Consider the following 19,100-nt stretch of genomic DNA (forward strand, 5'->3'; position numbering starts at 1 on the left):
GTATTTACAGGTATGCTCCGCATGTACCGTTTTAACGCAAATAACCCACCATTCCTATAATGCCAAAAACCCTTGATATATAAGGGTTTTTGGCGTTTTTTGTTTAGGTGTTAAGGTTATAGAAAGAAGGATTAACGTATTTTTTGTTGAACTTATTGAACTAAAGGGGCTCCTGTGTGTAGCAAAAGAATCTGGAATTGAGGGATTAAAGACTTATTGATCTAAATCTAAACTTCTTTAGTTATATCACAATTTAACAATTGTCGATGGTCATAAAATTTCTCGAAAATAATACCCATTAAATAGAAAAATAATAAACCAAAACATATGTGAATGAGTGTAAATTTAACTCCAAATGAAGCAAATTCATATATAATAACTGGTAATTTTGCGGTTGTCCAAACTCCTAAAAAAAATACAATGTACCGTATGCCTGCCCCTTTTTTTAATAAAAGTGCCGCAATTGGAAAAGCTACGTAGAGGGGACCAGCTGCAATTACTCCTAATAATAGGGAGAACAAAATGCCATAGATGCCGGATTTTTCTCCCATATATTTAATTAGTGTTTCTTTCTCCACCCATTTGTCAAGCAAGCCTACGAATATTAAGACAGGAGGGAGTAGAATCAGCATATCTAAAATGCTTTTTCCTGTTAATTGAAATGCATTCCATCCCACGGATTGGTTTATAAAAGTAAGGATAATTAGCCCAGATAATAAAATCAAAAAGAAACKATATCTTTTTAATATATTCATACCATCACCAGCCAAATAATATATGAAAATATTAGAGACATTAACAATGCAGATGCGTTGCGAGAATAGGCGAAGCTACGTCCAAATATCTTTTGCTCCATAGGTAAAGTTGTGATTCCTACGGACATTAATGTAGACATTAATACAGCTACTTGAGGGAGTCCTGCACCATTTTGGACTAACGTATGTCCAAGAGGAAATACAACAAAGCTAGGAACTAGTGCAATAGATCCAATTAATGTCGAATAAATAATACCTATCAATCCAGATTTTTCTCCAAGGATTGAAGAAATTAAGGATGGAGTTAAAATAGATAGTGATAGTCCAACAAAAAGCATAATTGATAACATGTCAGGTATAATATTACGAAAGGTTTTCAATGACTTTAATAGAGCATCTTTTGTTTTATTTCGATCTTTTATAAAAGAAATGCTGATAAGAATAATAGCTATACCGTAAAGGATAGCACCATTAATCATGATTAGACTCCCTCCATTTTTTGTATTTATTTAAGAAAAATGATAAATTCTTAATTTTTTCTTCGATATCTATTTGAAAATCTTCTAATTTTCTTTTTCCAACTGTAGTAATTTTGTACATTTTCATCGGCTTATCTTGATTAGATGTGTCCAAATAAGACTCAACAGCACCTTCTTTCTCTAATGTTTTTAATGTGCGATATAAGATGGCACTATCTATTGGATTGAGGGGAAGCTCTTCTTCACATTTCTGCAGAAGTCTCCCGCCATAGCTATCACCCTCTGTTAAAAACAGCAAAAGAAATGCACCTGTATGTCTCCCTGTATGTTTCATGAAATTATAACCTCCTAATATAAATCTGAAATTTTTTCCAGCAACTTTTACTGTTAATAACAGTATACTGTCATCAACAGTAATATGTTACCGAAAGTACGTTCTTTTTTTAAAAAAATTTAGAGGTCTTCCATAAGTTTTTTAACTTAATGGTGACCTCTTTTTTCATGTCTTTCGTAACGTGCAAAAAGATAATTTTTGTTGCGTCGCTTTGTGACATGGCCATTTTCCATAAAAAGCTTTCGGTACCATCTAGATCTGTTCCTGTCTCAGTCATTATTTCCAGAGCTAGAACGTTTGAAGTGAAATAGAAAAAACGGAAATATAAAAATTATTTTTTAATTAGTGAAACTGTATGCCAACATTATTCGTCTAAGAAAATGTTGGAAATAAAAACAAAAAATGGGGGTAAAATTAAAAATGAAAAAAGGAAAAACAATGTTATGCCTCGGATTAACAGCTGCATTGACCATCGTCCCATTGTTTCAAAATAATGCTGCATCAGCCACTGAATACTCAAAAATCATGCAGCCAGTTCACAATAAAAAGATTGATTTCACAACAAACCAAGCAGTAAGTCTTGCAGTGGAATGGAGCAAAACTTCGGCGTTCGTACAGCGTGGTGGGGATTATAAAAACGGCGAGTACAAAACATTCAAGCAAAATGGAATGACGTACCGTTTTTTGTCCTCTTCAATCGATACGAAAAAAGAGCTGCTCGCCCTGCTTGGGAAATCACTTGAACCAGCTGCAGCAGAACAATTCATCAAAAACCAAGGGATTATTTCATACAATGGAAAACTTGCGCAAGTCGAGGCTGATGGTGGTTCTTTGCTGAACTGGACAAAAGCCACAGCTCAACTAATCAAATCCGAAAGCAAGTCAAAAGTATTTCGTTTGACGGTTCCTGTTGGGGATTCAAAGACCACGCAAAGCTATATCGTGGAGTATAAATACACCAAAAAAATCGGATGGCGGATTAGCAAGGAACCTATACTTGATATCAACAATGTCATGAACGATGCACTAGCTTTGGACCTGGCAACGAAATATGGTAAAGCGGAAAGTTATATCCAAAAGGGCGGCGCTTACCGTGAAGGCGAATACAAAACATTCAGCCACGACGGTAAAACTTACCGTTATCTATCCAGCGACATAGACACGAAATATGAACTGATAGCTTACTTGAAACAATCCATGACGCCTGCCCTTGCAGAGCAATTCTTCAAAGAGCGTGGAATAATCGAATACAAAGGCAAACTCGCCCAATTGGAAGCGGACGGAGGTTCGACGGCTCAATGGGCAAAATCAAAAGTCGAATTCATAAAAACGGTGAAAGACACGAAGTTCTATCGCGTAACTGTGCCATTTGGCGAATCAGGTGATGTGCTTATGTACATCGTCGAATACCAGTTCGAAGACAAGGCGGGGTGGAGAGTAAGCAAAGCTCCATACTGTGATCTCGACATTCCTGGCAATGTGAATCCTGCTTTCATCTTCTTCAATTATCTGCTGGTTGATGCCAAAGTAGTAAAAGAACAATTCCTGGCCTCTTCCACATTCAATGTGGAAGAATTCAGAAAAGGCATCAAAAAAGTCGAATTCCAAAAAATGACTGAAGTAAACCGCAGCGACAACCAAGTGGAATTCCTGGTAAAATTCACTGCCCAACTTGCCCCAGGCTATAAAGGCCCACTTGTAAACGGTGAAAACTTGATGTATTTCTATATCCAGCCGACGGGTTCTATGCAATTCAAGATTGACCGCATCGGCACGGTCAGCTGGCAATAATTTTTAACCATGTTCCGGAACAGGCATCCCTCGCTACCTGTTCCGGATTCTTTTTTTGTAGGGAGCGCAGAACCAACCCGAAACAAGTATGCACTCATAATAATGAATGAGCAGCTTTTTCTTATTGAACTAACGGTGAGGGTTAGATTAAAGAGTTAAGGGGGGAGAATTATGAAAAAAATACTTATGTTGATAAGAGAACAGGGAATCATATAGATGAATCCCTACTTATTAAAAACTTTTCAGAGGTGAAATATCTTTAATGATGCTCTATCATGTTAAACCATAAAAAATAGATACAGTGTTGAAATAACACGACTTAGAGGACGTCCACCTGGGCGTTCTTTTTGTTTACCTAAATAAAATCGATTTCCTTACGTAGAATAATAGTAAAACGGGAGGGGGGAGAAAAAGGTGAAGGTGATTCTTAAATTTAAGAATGGTGATCAAATTGCCCTCCCTGTTGCAAGCTCAGGATATTGGGATATAGTCGTTTGGGATGTAGTCATTCATTTAAAAGAAGTTAATGAAAAAGATTCACCATTCGAAGTTGTTTTGGGGAATGGAGAAATCTACGAAAGTAGTGGTAAAGAGCTGATTTCAGTTGAATTGACATTCTAATAAAATATTTTAAAACTCAGAATGTCTTTACGGGCATTTTTTTGTTTTCRCATAAAACGTACAATCGACATGAAAAAGCATCAGCTGCCGAAACGATTCTGAGTTGTTTCGGCAACAGATGCTTTTTGTTTATCGTTATTTAGCTGACCATTCAGTATGGAATACGCCATCTTTGTCTGTACGTTGGTAGGTATGTGCACCAAAGTAATCGCGCTGTGCTTGGATAAGATTGGCTGGCAATGTCTCAGTACGATAGCTATCATAGTAAGCTAATGCACTTGAGAAAGCAGGCGTTGGAATGCCTTGTTGAATTGCTAAGCCTAGTACTTCGCGAAGGGAACTCTGATATTCTCCTACGATTTCTTGGAAGTACGGATCAACTAATAGGTTAGGCAAGTCGCTGTTCTTGTCAAAAGCTTCTTTAATCTTTTGTAAGAACTGTGCACGAATGATACAACCTCCGCGGAAAATCATAGCTACATCCCCATAAGGAATGTTCCAACCATACTCCTCGGATGCTGCACGCATTTGAGCAAATCCTTGTGCATATGAACAAATTTTGCTCATATACAAAGCTTTACGAATCGCTTCAATCAATTCTTTTGAATCCCCTGCATACTTTTTCGACTCAGGGCCTTTAAGTATTTTGCTTGCTGCAACGCGCTCTTCCTTAACAGAAGAAATAAATCGTGCAAATACGGACTCTGTAACGATTGGGAGAGAAACACCCAAATCCAGAGCATTTTGACTTGTCCATTTTCCTGTCCCTTTTTGGCCGGCAACATCTAAAATCTGATCAACGAGTGGATTTCCGCTTTCTTCATCGATCTTAGTGAAAATGTCCGCAGTGATTTCGATAAGATAGCTATCAAGCTCGCCTTTGTTCCACTCAGCAAATATTTCATGCAATACCTGAGTTGAAAGACCAAGAGCATGTTTCATGATGAAATAAGCTTCAGAGATCAGTTGCATATCTCCATACTCAATTCCGTTATGAACCATCTTCACATAATGTCCTGCCCCATCAGGTCCCATGTAGGTACTGCAAGGAGTTCCATCAACTTTAGCAGAAATGGCATTAAGAATTGGTTCAACCTGTTCATAAGCTTCTTTTGATCCGCCTGGCATAATAGAAGGGCCGTTACGAGCTCCTTCTTCTCCACCCGAAACTCCGGCACCAATGAAATGTAGACCTACTTCTTTTAAGTTAGCTGTACGTCTATTCGTGTCTTCAAAGAATGAATTTCCGCCGTCCATAATAATATCGCCTTGTTGAAGGTGAGGGATAAGAGACTCAATGACCGTATCCGTTGTATCTCCAGCTTTAACCATCAATAATATTTTACGTGGTGTTTCTAATGAAGCGACGAAATCTTCTATGCTGTAAGTACCGTGAATATTTTTATCCTTCGCTTCTTTGTTGGATAATTCTTCTGTTCTATCTGTCCAGTAATCATAGACAGATACCGAAAAGCCTTTACTTTCCATATTGAGCGCAAGATTCAATCCCATCACGCCTAAACCAATAACACCGATTTGTTGTTTCATCATATCCTTACCTCATTCCTTTTAACCTAATATGGATAGGCGGTTCTCTAGTTCTTCTTTTTCTTTTTCAAAACCATCTTTGCCAAGTAACGCAAACATATTATTTTTGTAAGCTTCAACTCCTGGCTGGTCAAATGGATTTACACCGAGTAAAGTTCCACTTATTGCACAAGCTTTTTCGAAGAAATAGACCATTTCCCCAAAGGTGAATTCATTGAGTTCGTCTAGCTCTATTAACAAATTTGGAACACCTCCATCGATGTGAGCGAGGGTAGTTCCGAGTGCTGCCTTTTTGTTCACTTCATCCATTGTTTTTCCAGTTAAGAAATTCAGACCGTCCATATTGTCGACGTCCTCTTGAATGATACGTTCGATTGAAGAGTTTTTTACCTGTAGAACTGTTTCTATGAAAAGACGACGCCCTTCTTGAACATACTGGCCCATCGAATGTAAATCCGTTGAGAAGTTAACTGAAGCTGGGAAGAGACCTTTTTCATCTTTCCCTTCACTTTCTCCGAAAAGCTGTTTCCACCATTCCGCTACAAAGTGCAGACGAGGCTCATAGCTTACAAACAATTCTATTGATTTCCCTTTATTATAGAAAATATTTCTTACTGCGGCATATTGGTAACTCTCATTTGTAGCAAGAACGGGATCATTATATTTGTGGTATGCAGCTTTTGCTCCATCCATCACTTGGTCAATATTAAGACCAGCTACTGCGATTGGCAGTAAACCAACAGGCGTCAGAACTGAGTAACGTCCCCCTATGTTGTCCGGAATAACAAATGTTTCGTAACCTTCTTCGACCGCAAGCTTCCGAAGAGCACCCTTGCTCTGATCGGTAGTCACATAAATTCGATTCTTTGCCTCTTCTTTCCCATACTTCTTCTCCATAAATGTGCGGAAAATACGGAATGCTAAAGCAGGCTCTGTAGTTGTCCCTGATTTGGAAATAATATTAATAGAAATGTCTTTTCCCTCTAACACTTGTAGTAAATGTTCGATGTAGGTCGAGCTAATATTATGTCCAGCAAAATATATTTGTGTATTCTCTTTGACTTGATTATGAAACGTATGTGCTAAAGCCTCTATGGCTGCCTTAGACCCTAGATAAGAGCCACCAATACCAATAACTATCAGCGCGTCTGACTGTTGTTGAATTCGTTTAGCAGCATGCTTCACTCGGGCAAATTCCTCTTTATCGTAGGTAAGTGGCCAGTTAACCCACCCTAAGTAGTCAGAACCTGGTCCTGTTTGTTGGTGAATTTGATTATGCGATTGTTTTACAAATTCACTTAGATTTTCAAGTTCACTGTTTTTCATGAACGATAAAACATTGGTGAAATCAAATGAAACTGTCATATTTCGTCACTCCTTTTGATTTTTACTTTTTTCTACCACCACTTAATTTCATCGGATAGCAATAGTTGGTTTGCCTCATCTGGACCTGTTGAGCCTGCAGGATAAGAATATAAAGGCAACAGATCCTCCTGAAATGCTTCCAATAACGGTTGGATCCACTTCCATGATAATTCGACTTCTTTCCAATGGGAGAAGAAGGTTGCATTACCGAGCATTGCATCAAATAGAAGAAGTTCATATGCTTCCGGCTGACTTTCCGAATTGGTCGAGAAGTTAATCCATGCAGGTTCAAAACGATTACTAGAAGGATCTTTCATGTTCACCCGTAAAGAAATACTTTCGTTTGGACTAATCTCGAGGATTAATAAATTCGGAGTGATTCCTTGTAGCAAATCTGAATCTTTCATCTTGTTCTTAAACTCAATGACAATCCGTGTAGACTTCTCATTCATTCTTTTCCCAGTGCGTATATAAAAAGGTATTCCACTCCAAGATGGATTATCAATATATAAGCGAGCCGCGAAATAAGTATCATTTTTTGAGGAACCATCAACACCAGGCTCTTCTTTATAGCCATAAACTGGAGTACCTTGAATCTCTCCAAATTCGTACTGACCGCGGACAACATCCTGGTATGCATGTTCTTTCAGGATTGGTCGAAGAGATTCAATAATTTCCATCTTTTTCACTCGAATTTCTTCTGCCGTTATTTTCTCTGGAAGGTGAATGGCTGTCATCATAACTAACTGAAGAAGATGGTTCTGAACCATATCACGAATGGCTCCTGCTCGATCGTAATAATCAGCCCGAGTTTCAACCCCAACAGTTTCACTTGCTGTAATTTGGACATTCGAAATTTGTTTACGATCTAGTAATGATTTCAGTGCTGGATTGGCCAAAACTAAGGTTTCAAGATTTTGGACCATTGGTTTTCCTAGATAGTGATCAATTCTGTAGATTTCATCTTCGCTGAAAGTCTTGCTCAAGTTTTTATTTAATTGTCTTGCCGTCTCTAAATCACTTCCAAATGGTTTTTCCACTATGAGACGCTTCCATCCATTGTTTTGGCATATTCCACTTGAATTAAGAGTTGACGTAATAACATCAACCAGACTTGGGGCAACAGACAAATAGAATAGTCGGTTTTGTGGAATACCTAACTCATTTTCTCTGTTTTCAATGAGCTCGTTCAAATGTTGATAGGAATCTTTGTCTGTCGCATCAAATGAACAGTACCGAAATTTGGTTAAAAAATCTTGCAAACCAGATGGTTGTGTAGCTCTTCTAGAATAAGCTTGAAGCGCTTTTTCCACTTTGGACTGAAACTCTTCGTTTGAAAAATAGTTTCTGCCTAAAGCAACTATAGAAATGGTATCGGGTAATTTACCATCAAGGTGTAAATTATATAAAGCAGGAAATAATTTTCGTTGTGCTAAGTCTCCTGTTGCTCCAAATAAAACAAAGGTCATGTCTTGCATAAACCATTCTTCTTGGAAATCAAGTAAACGATCTTTCAGGTCAAATCCTTCTTCGAGATTATCGTTCCTCATATTCAATTACCTCCAACTTTTACAATCAGTATTTTGTTTAAACCATTACTGATAATCAGTTCTCAGTATACTAACTTCATCCGAATTATGTAAGTACGCACATTAAAAACAAATAGTGTATAAAAGTATACTTTAGTTTGCTCATAAAGGGAGGAATTAAGATACATAAGCGAAATTGAGTGAACAAAGAAACCTTCGAATTAACATCGTCCTCACTGCGTGGTCTTCCCAGTTCAGTTACGAATAACAACATCATTTAATAGATCCTATAGTAAAGCCATGTTTATAGAGAACAAAGCAGTTTCACTAGACAATTTCACAAATGACATGCGAGGATAGCTTTATAACTAGAAAATATATTGGATAGTGGAAAGGTTGATTATATATGAAAATGCATGATGTAACAGGTGCAATTTATGAAGGAATGACCGTGTACAAGAACAAACCGGAAAAACAACCAAAATTAAATACAATAACAAATGGATATGTGACTGAAACACGGCTTGATTTCGACGTACATACAGGAACACATATCGATGCCCCACTACACATGGTCACTGATGGTGATACGTTTGAAACGATTCCATTAGACAATCTTGTAGGACAGTGTAAAGTATTCGATTTAACTGAAGTGGAAAATGGAGTTTCAAAAGCGGACTTAGAAGGGTTTGACATTCAAAAGGGCGATTTTGTTTTATTAAAAACGAAAAATTCATTTGAGGAAACATTTAATTTTGATTTTATTTTCCTCGCACAAGATGGTGCAGAATATCTTTCTGAGGTAGGTATTCGAGGGATTGGAATTGATGCACTTGGAATCGAAAGAAGCCAAGAAGGGCATCCAACGCATAAAACGTTATTTGCAAATAACATCATTATAATAGAAGGACTTCGCTTAAAGGAAATTGAGCAAGGACAATATTTTATGGTGGCAGCACCATTAAAATTAATGGGTACAGACGCTTCACCTGCAAGAGTGTTGCTATTTGAAGGGCTAAGCTAAACTTCTCTGTTTTTAACCATTTTGAAATTTATTATTAAGTCTAGATTCGATGTATGAATGTAGTAAAGATTATAAAAGGCTTTTCACCAGTTTACTGAACTAGTKGATGGCCTTTTCTTCCGTGGTGAAACTATATAAGGGAGTGAAGCATAGGGATATTTGAATTAAAGTTAATTTTTTGTGCTATCATAAGGGTGAAATAGAATGCGTGTAGCCGTATAAACAGGCAATGTGACAGGAGGTTTATTGATGGATAATAATGATATTTTAATCAGACTAAGATATGCTCTGGACATAAAAAATAAAGATATGGTTGAGATATTTAAACTGGGTGGCATGGAATTTACAAAAGAAGAAGTGTTGCTGATTCTCACAAAATCTAAAGACGATTATTATGATGAAATTGATTATGATGATGACGAGAATGAAGAAAATATTAAATGTGATAATGTGATGATGGAGTCATTTTTAAATGGATTTGTTACGTTTAAAAGAGGAAAACAAGAGCCGAAACCGGGGCAACCTGAAAGACCTGCAATAACCAATGAAAGAGTGAATAACCTTCTTCTGAAGAAGTTGAAAATCGCACTTGAATTAACAAGTGAGGATATGCTCGACATATTAGAAAGCGCAGGCGTCACTGTAACAAAAGGCGAGTTAGGCGCTTTATTGAGAAAAGAAGGACACAAAAATTATAAAGAGTGCGGGGATAAATACGCCCGTAATTTCTTAAAAGGACTAGCTATTAAATATAGAGTGTAGGAATGGTAATAACCGAAAACGTTTATTTAGTGGATTCGAGGAAAAATCCACCTGAATATCAATCGTCTTTTTTGTTCTGCTCGGTTTCGACTTTATAAAATAGAATGATGTCTTAATAAATTAAATCAAATTGAAAAAATGGCTCTTGGACAATCCAAGGCCATTTTTTTGTGTTTTTTATTCAGGAATATCAGGAAGCTCACCTGATTTAGGAACAGTCAGTACGTGTTCTTCTACATAAGCCTTGAAGGAGCCAGAACCGAACTCCCGGCACATACCTGACTGTTTCACGCCGGCGGATATCGAAGCCGGGCAACACAAGTCGCATGCTCATGTTCGCCCCAGACGGATGACGTTTGGACATAGATGCTGTCATTCGCTTCGGCAATGACTTGCTCCTCGGAATCATACGGCAAGACCGGCACGACTGGACCGTACTGCTTCTCTACAACGACTGGATCCTTATAACCTGCTTCTAGAACGAGCATCGGCTGCATAAGTGTTTTATATCCTTTCAATAATCATAGAATCAACACAACTTACAGAAAACAGTAGCTGAAAATGCAATTTCAGCTGTTCTTGAACTATGATATAACGTTGTTGTTTATTTCTCATATTCGGATATTCATCATACACCGGAAAAATATCAAGCTGCTTTCATTGATTAACCAGGGTATGAAGAAAGGAATTTTTCGTGACTGATGGAAAAGATACTTTGATAATTTTTAATCGCATTAATTCTGTCTACTATGCTTGGATCTTCATCTAAATACATTTTCATTTGATGGATTTCTTCTTTATTTTTTTGATAATGATCGTTAATTTTATATTTCGCATTCTCGGTTAAAGTAATTATTTCTTCATTATTTTTATTAACAGGAATGAACACGTAGTATGTGTATTCTTCTCTAATTCCTAAATATTCGCCCGAAGAATCCTTAAAATATTTATATATCATTTTAAATCTCCTATTTTTTTGACATACATATAGTATGTGTTTTTGGGGTGTATTTATTCATTGAAGGGGAGGGGGGTTCTAAAACTGTTATTTGATGTTTTTCAGCCGCTACTAAGCCTCAAGACGTAGAAGTAAACACTCCCTAGGTTCATTTTGAATACTTGATGAAAAGGCTAAACTTAATGGAATGATATAAATGCTTGTGAGTAGAGAAGGGGTGAACAATTGGTGGATTATACGATAAAGGTTGAACAAGAACTGATAATTTGGAAGCGGAAAATGACAAGACAATCCGGTCTCATAAGCCGAATATCCAAGAATGCACAGATGAGAATCAATGGCCTTCTTCCAGAAAAATTTCATAAAGTGATGACTGAAAGCATAAAAAACATGGTGAAAGCAACGCTCGCAGGATCGAACATTACGACGAAAAAACAGTTATCAACGGAATTAAGTCTTTATGAGCGAGACGAACTATTTAAGCAAAAGCTTTCCACGTTTAGAAAAACGGCGACGATTGAAGGAGCGGGAACAGGTGCTGGGGGAATACTTCTGGGAATTGCCGACTTTCCACTGCTGTTATCCATTAAAATGAAGTTTTTGTTTGAAGCTGCATCTGTGTATGGATTTGATACAACTAAACCAGAGGAACGTCTCTTTATCCTGCATATTTTTCTGTTGGCCTTTTCAAGCGAAGAAAAGCGAAAAAAAACATTGAGTATTATTGAAAACTGGGAGGAACAGAAATCTTTAGTCGCAGACATGGATTGGCGAGAATTTCAACAGGAATACCGTGACTACATCGATTTAGTGAAAATGTTTCAAATGCTGCCTGGTATAGGAGCGGTTGTTGGTGCATTTGCAAATTACAATCTGCTCGATCAACTCGGAGAATGCGCAATGAATTCATACAGATTACGTTTAATGCAAGATAAAGAAAAGGGAGCAGACACACGATGATTTTCAAAAATAAACTCGTCATTTCATTAATTCTATTGATTGTGATTGCAGGTGGCATGACGTTCATGTTCAATACAATGAAAGTGATTGCCGGGAGCGACAATAAGACAGTTCAAGAAGATTCATCATTTACAAACATTGAAGTTACAACAAACAATGCGGAAGTGATTATTGTACCGACCAAAAGCTCAGAAGCCACTGTTGAATATACAGGTGCTAATAAAAAGAAGAAATACATTTTTAATGTAGATGTAAAAGGGGATACACTTACCGTTCAACTAAAACAGAAACGTCGATTTTTATMTTTGTTCAATTTTCATACAGGTGACTTGAAACTCACTGTCAATGTGCCGGAAAAACAATATAAAGACCTCCAAGTAAAGAGTGACAATGGACGTATCATGGTAGAAAATTTACAGGTCGAGAAGGTAGTGCTTGAGACAGACAATGGCCAGATACAAGTTAAGGAAGTTGAAGCCAAAACAGTTAAGGTTGAAAGCGATAATGGCAAAATTATTTTGGACCATGTCCAAGGGGAAATTAATGGCTCTACGGATAACGGGAAAATCTCCTTGATTACAAATAAGATAGAATGGCCGATTGATTTAGAAACAGACAACGGTAGCATTGAGGTTAAAACTGAATCTGAACCGAAAAATACAAGGATTGACGCTAAAACGGATAATGGAATAGTGAACATCTTTGGTGATAAAGACAGCTATGTGACGTACGGCAATGGGAAATCTTTGATTAAGTTGAGAACAGATAATGGTCCAATAACTGTAACGAAATAAGAAGGGGTATAGTACGCCCAAGATTGCAGAGAACACGAAGATCCTCAGGGATTTTCGTGTTTTATATATCAAATATGTATTATGCAACGTTTCCTTCAAGATATCCCATAAACTTCCCTTGACTTCTCATTGATAATGATTATCATTGTTAAAGTAGATAAACAAAAAGAAAGAAGGATTATCATGAAAAAAATTGCGACGTTTTTATCATTCGTGCTACTTAGCACTTCTTTAGTTGGCTGCGCAGAAAAAGAAGAAGCTACGAAGCCTGAAGCGGCTTCAGAAACTGCTTCAGAAACTGTAGACTTACAAAACGAAGTTGATACATATAAAGAATTTGCGATTGAGCAAATGGATCAATTTGTCATAGAGACAGAAAAATTTGTTGAGGCAGTAAAAGCAGGAGACATTGAAGAAGCAAAAGCACTTTACCCGCTTGCCCGTATGTACTTTGAGCGCTCGGAACCAATTGCTGAAAGTTTCGGAGATTTAGATCCTCGTATCGATGCTCGCCTGGCAGACCTTGAAGAAGAAGGTAAAGGCAAAGAAGATTGGACTGGTTACCATAAAATCGAATACGGCCTTTGGGTAGAAAACACAACAGAAGGTTACGCAGAAACAGCTGATCAATTATTAGCAGACGCAAAAGAATTGCGTGCACGTGTTGAGACAGTAGAAGTAACACCAGACTTGATGATGACCGGGGCAGTGGATCTTTTAAATGAAGTATCGACTTCTAAAATTACAGGGGAAGAAGAAATTTTCTCTCACACCGATTTATATGATTTCAAAGCAAACATTGAAGGTGCGGAAGAAATTTTCCACATCCTAGAGTCAAAAATCGAAGCAAAAGATGAAAAATTAGCGACGAACCTGCAAGCAAAATTTGATGCAGTAAATGAACTATTGGCAAATTACGAAACAGGCGACAATGGGTTTGTTTCATATGAAGAGTTGACTTCAGAGGATACAAAATTGTTATCAGACGCTGTGAACCAACTAGGCGAACCGCTTAGTCAAATGGGCATAATAATGGAGTGAGTAAAATGACCTCAAACGATGAAAAGTGGTTGGAGAAGAAAATTTCAAGACGTGATATGTTGAAAATTGCAGGGGCAAGTGCAGCTGGAGCGGCTGTCTTTGCTTCTGGAATGGGGAACGTGGCGAAAGCACTCGGCTTTGAAATACTTGAAGACGACTCGACCGCGACAAATAAGATTTCATTTTACGGGAAGCATCAGTCGGGTATTACGACAGATGCACCATCCCACGTTTACTTTGCTTCGTTGAATGTGCTTGTTCAATCACAAAGCGAATTGCAGGAATTGTTTAAGATGTGGACTCCATTAGCAGTACGTTTAATGAACGGGGAGCAGCTCGAGGAGCTTTCTAAAGGTGGATTTACGCCACCTAAAGATACCGGAGAGTCAAAAGGATTGGATGCTTCTAATTTGACATTAACGTTCGGAGTAGGGCCATCATTATTCAATAACCAGAAGCTAGGTCTAGGTTTGAAACGTCCGGCTGAACTGAAAGAATTGCCACATTTCCCTAAAGATCAAATCGATGAAAAATACGCAGGTGGAGACATATGTATTCAGGCTTGTGCCGATGACCCACAAGTGGCTTTCCATGCAGTTCGTAATTTAGTGCGTGCAGCGTCAGGAAAAGTCTCGTTGCAATGGACGCAAACTGGATTCACTTCAACGCCTAAGCGAAAAAACAAAAAAGAAACGCCTCGAAATTTATTTGCATTTAAAGACGGCACGGTTAACCCAAGCCCGAAAAGTGCTTCTGACATGAAGGAAGTCGTTTGGGTTCAGCCGAATGAATCGAAAAGCTGGATGACAAATGGAACCTATTTAGTCGTGCGGAAAATCCAAATGCATTTAGAGACATGGGATCGAACTTCTCTTCAAGGACAAGAGGCAACTTTTGGCAGACATCGCGATAGTGGTGCACCACTCGGGAGCAAGAAGGAATTTGATGAAGTGGATTTAAATGCAAAAGATGAAAAAGGAAATCCTCACATTCCGGCTAATTCACATATGGCGCTTGCTCGTAAAGTGAAGGATCGAATTATGAGAAGAGGTTTCTCCTACTCAAGTGGCTTGATTGATGAAACAGGAGCGTATGACGCGGGCTTGTTATTCATTTCATTCCAAAAAAATCCTAAACAGTTTATTAACATTCAAAGCGCATTGGGACGTGATGATATGCTAAACGAATATATTACCCATCGAGGTAGCGGTGTCTTTGCTTGCTTCCCAGGTATACAAAAAGGGAGCTATATCGGTGAGCAACTTTTTAACATTCTTTAAGATACTTAGTCTAGTAACTATGTTGCTCGTTGTTCCTTCTCAAAACAACGTCTCTGCTGCACAGTCTTTTGGCCATTTATATATCGCTATTACTGATGCCATTATGAGCACAAAAAATGACGATGACGCAAAAGCTACTGAAGCGATTGAGACTTTTCAAACGGATTGGAAGCAACTGAACATTACTGAAGGGGAAGAATCCGCGGATGTAAATGAAGCGCTAGAAAAAGCTTCGAGTGCAACAACCAGCGAGAAACGATTGTCCGCATTGACGGATTTATCAAAAGCCCTGACAGCTTATGAGAAATCTGAAAATCCAGTAGATGAAAAAGCCAATCGTGAGGCCTTTCTGAAGGCAGTAGAGCCTTCTCTTAACGATTTGAAAACAGCAATCKATTCTAGCGATAAAGATGAAATCCAAGAGGCTTATTCCATCTTCCTGAAAAAATGGACGAAAAACGAGCGGGTTGTTCGCGAACAGAATATCGCAGCATACGGACAAATTGAAACACAAATGTCATTCATGCGAATTTCTTTAGCTGGTGACGAGCTCGATGTCACTAAGTTAAAGGAACAAGTTGAATCGTTGAATCAAACGATTCAGGACTTTGTTGCAGGAAAAGTGAAGAATGCGGAAGTCTCGGGAAACTATTCACTGGCGACGCTGACAGGTTTGTTGGATGAAAGTAAAGCATCTATTGAAGAAGGAAACTATAATCAGGCAGCCGAATCGTTGAAAAAATTCATCACAATTTGGCCAGGTGTTGAAGGAGAAATCCGTACGAAAAATGCCAGCTTGTATAGTGAAATTGAATCTGGTATACCTCTTCTTGTGAGTGATTTATTGCGTGACGATGTGGAAGCATCTGCAATTACGGGTAAATTAGATTCCTTTAAGCAGCAAATAGATTTCATTCAACAAGACACGACGTATAGTTTTTGGGACTCAGCCCTAATTTTACTTCGTGAAGGATTGGAAGCATTATTGATTATTTCGGCACTCATAGCTTTCTTGAAAAAAGCAGGTCAACAAGATATGCAGCGTTATATTTATGTTGGAGCGGGCACTGGAATCAGTGTGAGTGTTATCGCAGCTATATTGATGTCCACGTTGTTTCAGTCAGGAACAATTGGAACAAGCCGTGAAGTAATGGAAGGATATGTCGGGATAGCGGCTGCAGTTATGATGCTGGGAGTTGGCATTTGGCTGCATAGCAAATCTACCGTCACATCATGGAACCGTTACATTTCAAAACAAATGACACACGCATTGTCGATGCAAAGTGTATGGTCGATGACATTTTTAAGTTTCCTGACGGTATTCAGAGAAGGTGCTGAAACTGTTGTGTTTTATATGGGAATTGCCCCGAAAATGTCGACGTTTGATTTCATATTGGGGATTGTCCTTGCGATTTTGATTTTAGTTGCGACGGCATTCTTTTTTGCGAGAGCCAGCAAAAAGATTCCTCTGCATTTGTTCTTTGGTGTAGCTACTGTATTCATTTACCTATTGGCCTTTAAAATTATCGGTGCAAGTTTACACACGTTGCAATTGACGAACGTCTTACCGACACATATTATTTCTAATTTACCAGTTATAAATTTCATCGGCTTCTATCCATCAGTTGAAACGTTGACTGGTCAGGTAATTTTGCTGATTCTAATCGCAGGCACGATTATCTATAAGAAAATGGCATCAACTGTAAGCAATACAAGTTTACAGAGTTAGCCAGAAAACACGAAATCCTATCAAGGGTTTCGTGTGTTTTTTTGGCGAAAATGGGTATACAATTAGAATGAGAAAATATTGAACTTAATTAGGAGGAGAATGAACAATGGAAAAAATTGAAGTTGGAGATATTTTTACCTTAATGGATGAAAACGATCAGGAGCAAGAAATTGAAGTATTAGGAACTTTAACTTTAGATGATGTGGAATATGCTGCAGTTGCTTTTGCCGATGAAATCGATGAAGATTCTGAAGGGGATATCGATGTTTTCTTTTTAAGAGTGGAAGATGATGAGCAATTGTCCCTGATTGAAAGTGATGAAGAATTTGATCGTGTGTCCGCTGCGTTCAAAGATTATGAAGAAGAAGAGTAAAAAGAAAATCGGTTAGACTTGTGATAGAAATAAAATAATTTGTGAATTACAAAAGACCTTCCGTATGTTCAAAAACTTACAGAAGGTCTTTTTCTAATTTCTTAGTTAAATCATGAAATATAATGCCCTAATATCCTGTTCCTTCTTAATAGGATTGAATATATATAAGTAAACGGACATTCAAGTAAAATACTTTTGAAGAAAGGTTAATGTTAATGTATGAGTTTGGAAATTGTAATGACGGTTTTTGTGTTTCTAACGACCATGTTAGTAATATTCTGGAGACCTAATGGAATGAATGAAGCATGGCCTGCATCGGTTGGGGCCGCAATTATATTACTACTCGGCATCGTATCACGTGAAGATATCTTGGATATTATTAGTAAAATCGGTGGAGCCTCAATTACCATAATGGCAACGATTGTCATGGCAGTCATATTGGAAAGTTTCGGTTTTTTCCACTGGTCAGCTGCAAGACTTGTCAGTTTATCAAAAGGATCAGGTCCTCGTTTATATTGGAATATTCAATTGTTATGCTTTTTAATGACCCTCTTATTTAATAATGATGGAAGCATCTTAATAACAACCCCTATTTTAATTCTCCTGCTAAAAAATCTTAGGCTTAAACCTCATCAACAAATACCATATCTATTAAGTGGAGCTCTCATTGCAACTGCATCCAGTGCTCCCATTGGTGTAAGTAATATTGTGAACTTGATCGCCTTAAAGATCGTTCATATGAGCCTTTATATGCACACAGCCATGATGTTTGTCCCTGCGACGTTGGGATTATTGTTTATGTCATGTTTGATGTATTTGGTTGTTAGAAATAAATTGCCAAAAAAATTACCTCACTCTGCAAATGAAATAGAGGAAAGTTTTTTTACTAAACAATTTCATCCATTAAAAACAGGTGTTAATGTAGAAACAAAGCGACAACGTACTAAATTTATGCTGAAAATATTACTTTTTGTTTTTGTCATACGTTGTCTGTTATTTGTAGCATCTTATGTTTCTGTTCCGATTGAACTAGTTGCAGTACTCGGCTCGCTTGTATTGCTGATTTGGAGATGGTATCACTTACGAACAAATCCTATTGATATCTTGAAAAAAACCCCCTGGCATATTCTCATCTTCGCTTTTTCTATGTATGTAATTATTTATGGTTTGCACAATATAGGTTTAACTGAGTTGCTCGTTCAAATTTGCGAACCAATTGTAAACCAAGGACTATTTCAAGCGAGCTTTATTATGGGAGGATTAGTTTCTATTCTTTCTAACGTTTTTAATAATCATCCAGCATTAATGATTGGTACCATAACACTAACTGAAATGGGACTTGAACCCATTACTCTTAAGACTATTTATCTCGCAAACATTATTGGAAGTGATATGGGATCATTGTTATTACCTATAGGAACACTTGCCTCTCTTATATGGATGAATATTCTCAGAGCAAATAAGTTAAATGTAACATGGAAGGACTATTTAAGTTTATCTTTGATGGTTGTGCCACCAACAACGATTGTCACTTTATTATTATTATTCTACTGGGTACAATTGGTATTTGCATAAAATACGATGTACCCCCTAATAAAGTGACCCAGGAACAATTCCGAGGTCACTTATTAGCTGTCTAGGTAGCAGGACCTTTCATAAAACTGTTCAGTTTATGGATGTATTCTTTTTTATTTCTTGAATTTGCAATTCAGAATTGGATCAAAAAAGTAATTTAGAAAATTAACCAACTGTAATAG

19 protein-coding genes are annotated in these 19,100 nt (G+C 37.6%); 11 read left to right on the top strand and 8 right to left on the bottom strand.

Features of this window, described 5'->3' with window-relative positions; all coding sequences use genetic code 11:
• Nucleotides 1-227 precede the first annotated feature (227 nt).
• Genes AC1DSL_RS11660 through AC1DSL_RS11670 form a run of 3 tightly spaced genes read right to left on the bottom strand, consistent with a single transcriptional unit; the run spans nt 228 to nt 1,568 of the window.
• Nucleotides 228-755 carry a permease gene (locus tag AC1DSL_RS11660; protein ID WP_477532303.1) on the bottom strand — a complete coding sequence of 176 codons (528 nt, stop codon included), beginning with the start codon at nt 753-755 and terminating at the stop codon, nt 228-230.
• Nucleotides 752-1,234 (bottom strand): hypothetical protein, encoded by a 483-nt coding sequence (locus tag AC1DSL_RS11665; protein WP_477532304.1) that lies wholly within the window; start codon nt 1,232-1,234, stop codon nt 752-754. The genes AC1DSL_RS11660 and AC1DSL_RS11665 overlap by 4 nt, the downstream gene beginning before the upstream one ends.
• Nucleotides 1,227-1,568, bottom strand: coding sequence for a PadR family transcriptional regulator (locus AC1DSL_RS11670; RefSeq protein ID WP_016429466.1), 342 nt, complete (start codon nt 1,566-1,568; stop codon nt 1,227-1,229). Before AC1DSL_RS11670 ends, AC1DSL_RS11665 begins: the two co-directional genes overlap by 8 nt.
• Before the next feature lie 420 nt (nt 1,569-1,988).
• Here AC1DSL_RS11670 and AC1DSL_RS11675 point away from each other — a divergent pair, with 420 nt between their 5' ends.
• Nucleotides 1,989-3,359, top strand: coding sequence for a DL-endopeptidase inhibitor IseA family protein (locus AC1DSL_RS11675; RefSeq protein ID WP_477532305.1), 1,371 nt, complete (start codon nt 1,989-1,991; stop codon nt 3,357-3,359).
• A 414-nt stretch (nt 3,360-3,773) separates the two neighbouring features.
• The gene (locus AC1DSL_RS11680) at nt 3,774-3,980 is read left to right on the top strand and encodes a hypothetical protein (protein ID WP_016429462.1); all 207 of its coding nucleotides are present in this window, start codon (nt 3,774-3,776) and stop codon (nt 3,978-3,980) included.
• Nucleotides 3,981-4,115: 135 nt separating this feature from the next.
• Here the strand turns inward: AC1DSL_RS11680 and gndA are convergent, their stop codons facing one another.
• Genes gndA through zwf form a run of 3 tightly spaced genes read right to left on the bottom strand, consistent with a single transcriptional unit; the run spans nt 4,116 to nt 8,371 of the window.
• On the bottom strand, nt 4,116-5,531 hold the full coding sequence (gene gndA, locus AC1DSL_RS11685) for an NADP-dependent phosphogluconate dehydrogenase (protein ID WP_477532306.1): 1,416 nt from the start codon (nt 5,529-5,531) through the stop codon (nt 4,116-4,118).
• An 18-nt stretch (nt 5,532-5,549) separates the two neighbouring features.
• Nucleotides 5,550-6,893, bottom strand: a complete 1,344-nt coding sequence (locus AC1DSL_RS11690; protein ID WP_016429460.1) for a glucose-6-phosphate isomerase — start codon at nt 6,891-6,893, stop codon at nt 5,550-5,552.
• Between the two features lie 32 nt (nt 6,894-6,925).
• Nucleotides 6,926-8,371: a glucose-6-phosphate dehydrogenase gene (gene zwf / locus AC1DSL_RS11695; RefSeq protein ID WP_036660259.1), complete on the bottom strand. Its 1,446-nt coding sequence runs from the start codon at nt 8,369-8,371 to the stop codon at nt 6,926-6,928.
• A 457-nt stretch (nt 8,372-8,828) separates the two neighbouring features.
• On the opposite strand from zwf, the gene AC1DSL_RS11700 reads away from it, so the two are divergent.
• Both AC1DSL_RS11700 and AC1DSL_RS11705 read left to right on the top strand, forming a co-directional pair.
• Nucleotides 8,829-9,446: a cyclase family protein gene (locus tag AC1DSL_RS11700; protein ID WP_016429458.1), complete on the top strand. Its 618-nt coding sequence runs from the start codon at nt 8,829-8,831 to the stop codon at nt 9,444-9,446.
• A gap of 249 nt (nt 9,447-9,695) precedes the next feature.
• A complete protein-coding gene (locus tag AC1DSL_RS11705; protein ID WP_016429457.1) occupies nt 9,696-10,208 on the top strand; it encodes a YehS family protein in 513 nt (170 codons plus the stop codon).
• A 287-nt stretch (nt 10,209-10,495) separates the two neighbouring features.
• Here AC1DSL_RS11705 and AC1DSL_RS11710 read toward each other — a convergent pair whose 3' ends face one another.
• Both AC1DSL_RS11710 and AC1DSL_RS11715 read right to left on the bottom strand, forming a co-directional pair.
• Nucleotides 10,496-10,705 (bottom strand): aldehyde dehydrogenase family protein, encoded by a 210-nt coding sequence (locus tag AC1DSL_RS11710; RefSeq protein ID WP_477532307.1) that lies wholly within the window; start codon nt 10,703-10,705, stop codon nt 10,496-10,498.
• A 167-nt stretch (nt 10,706-10,872) separates the two neighbouring features.
• Nucleotides 10,873-11,166 carry a hypothetical protein gene (locus AC1DSL_RS11715; protein WP_477532308.1) on the bottom strand — a complete coding sequence of 98 codons (294 nt, stop codon included), beginning with the start codon at nt 11,164-11,166 and terminating at the stop codon, nt 10,873-10,875.
• A 225-nt stretch (nt 11,167-11,391) separates the two neighbouring features.
• On the opposite strand from AC1DSL_RS11715, the gene AC1DSL_RS11720 reads away from it, so the two are divergent.
• From AC1DSL_RS11720 to AC1DSL_RS11750, 7 genes are all read left to right on the top strand, one after another.
• Entirely contained in the window at nt 11,392-12,126 is a 735-nt protein-coding gene (locus AC1DSL_RS11720; RefSeq protein WP_016429454.1) for an EcsC family protein, read from the top strand.
• Complete coding sequence (locus AC1DSL_RS11725) at nt 12,123-12,920, top strand: DUF4097 family beta strand repeat-containing protein (protein WP_477532309.1); 798 nt, start codon at nt 12,123-12,125, stop codon at nt 12,918-12,920. Before AC1DSL_RS11720 ends, AC1DSL_RS11725 begins: the two co-directional genes overlap by 4 nt.
• Before the next feature lie 183 nt (nt 12,921-13,103).
• Entirely contained in the window at nt 13,104-13,961 is an 858-nt protein-coding gene (efeO, locus tag AC1DSL_RS11730) for an iron uptake system protein EfeO (RefSeq protein ID WP_016429452.1), read from the top strand.
• Between the two features lie 5 nt (nt 13,962-13,966).
• A complete protein-coding gene (gene efeB, locus AC1DSL_RS11735) occupies nt 13,967-15,241 on the top strand; it encodes an iron uptake transporter deferrochelatase/peroxidase subunit (protein WP_477532310.1) in 1,275 nt (424 codons plus the stop codon).
• Nucleotides 15,216-16,970, top strand: coding sequence for an FTR1 family iron permease (locus AC1DSL_RS11740; protein WP_477532311.1), 1,755 nt, complete (start codon nt 15,216-15,218; stop codon nt 16,968-16,970). Before efeB ends, AC1DSL_RS11740 begins: the two co-directional genes overlap by 26 nt.
• A gap of 106 nt (nt 16,971-17,076) precedes the next feature.
• The gene (locus AC1DSL_RS11745; RefSeq protein WP_016429449.1) at nt 17,077-17,343 is read left to right on the top strand and encodes a DUF1292 domain-containing protein; all 267 of its coding nucleotides are present in this window, start codon (nt 17,077-17,079) and stop codon (nt 17,341-17,343) included.
• Nucleotides 17,344-17,562: 219 nt separating this feature from the next.
• Nucleotides 17,563-18,918 carry an arsenic transporter gene (locus AC1DSL_RS11750; protein WP_036660158.1) on the top strand — a complete coding sequence of 452 codons (1,356 nt, stop codon included), beginning with the start codon at nt 17,563-17,565 and terminating at the stop codon, nt 18,916-18,918.
• The last annotated feature ends 182 nt before the right edge of the window (nt 18,919-19,100 follow it).

Source organism: Paenisporosarcina sp. P4_D4, from assembly GCF_056401835.1.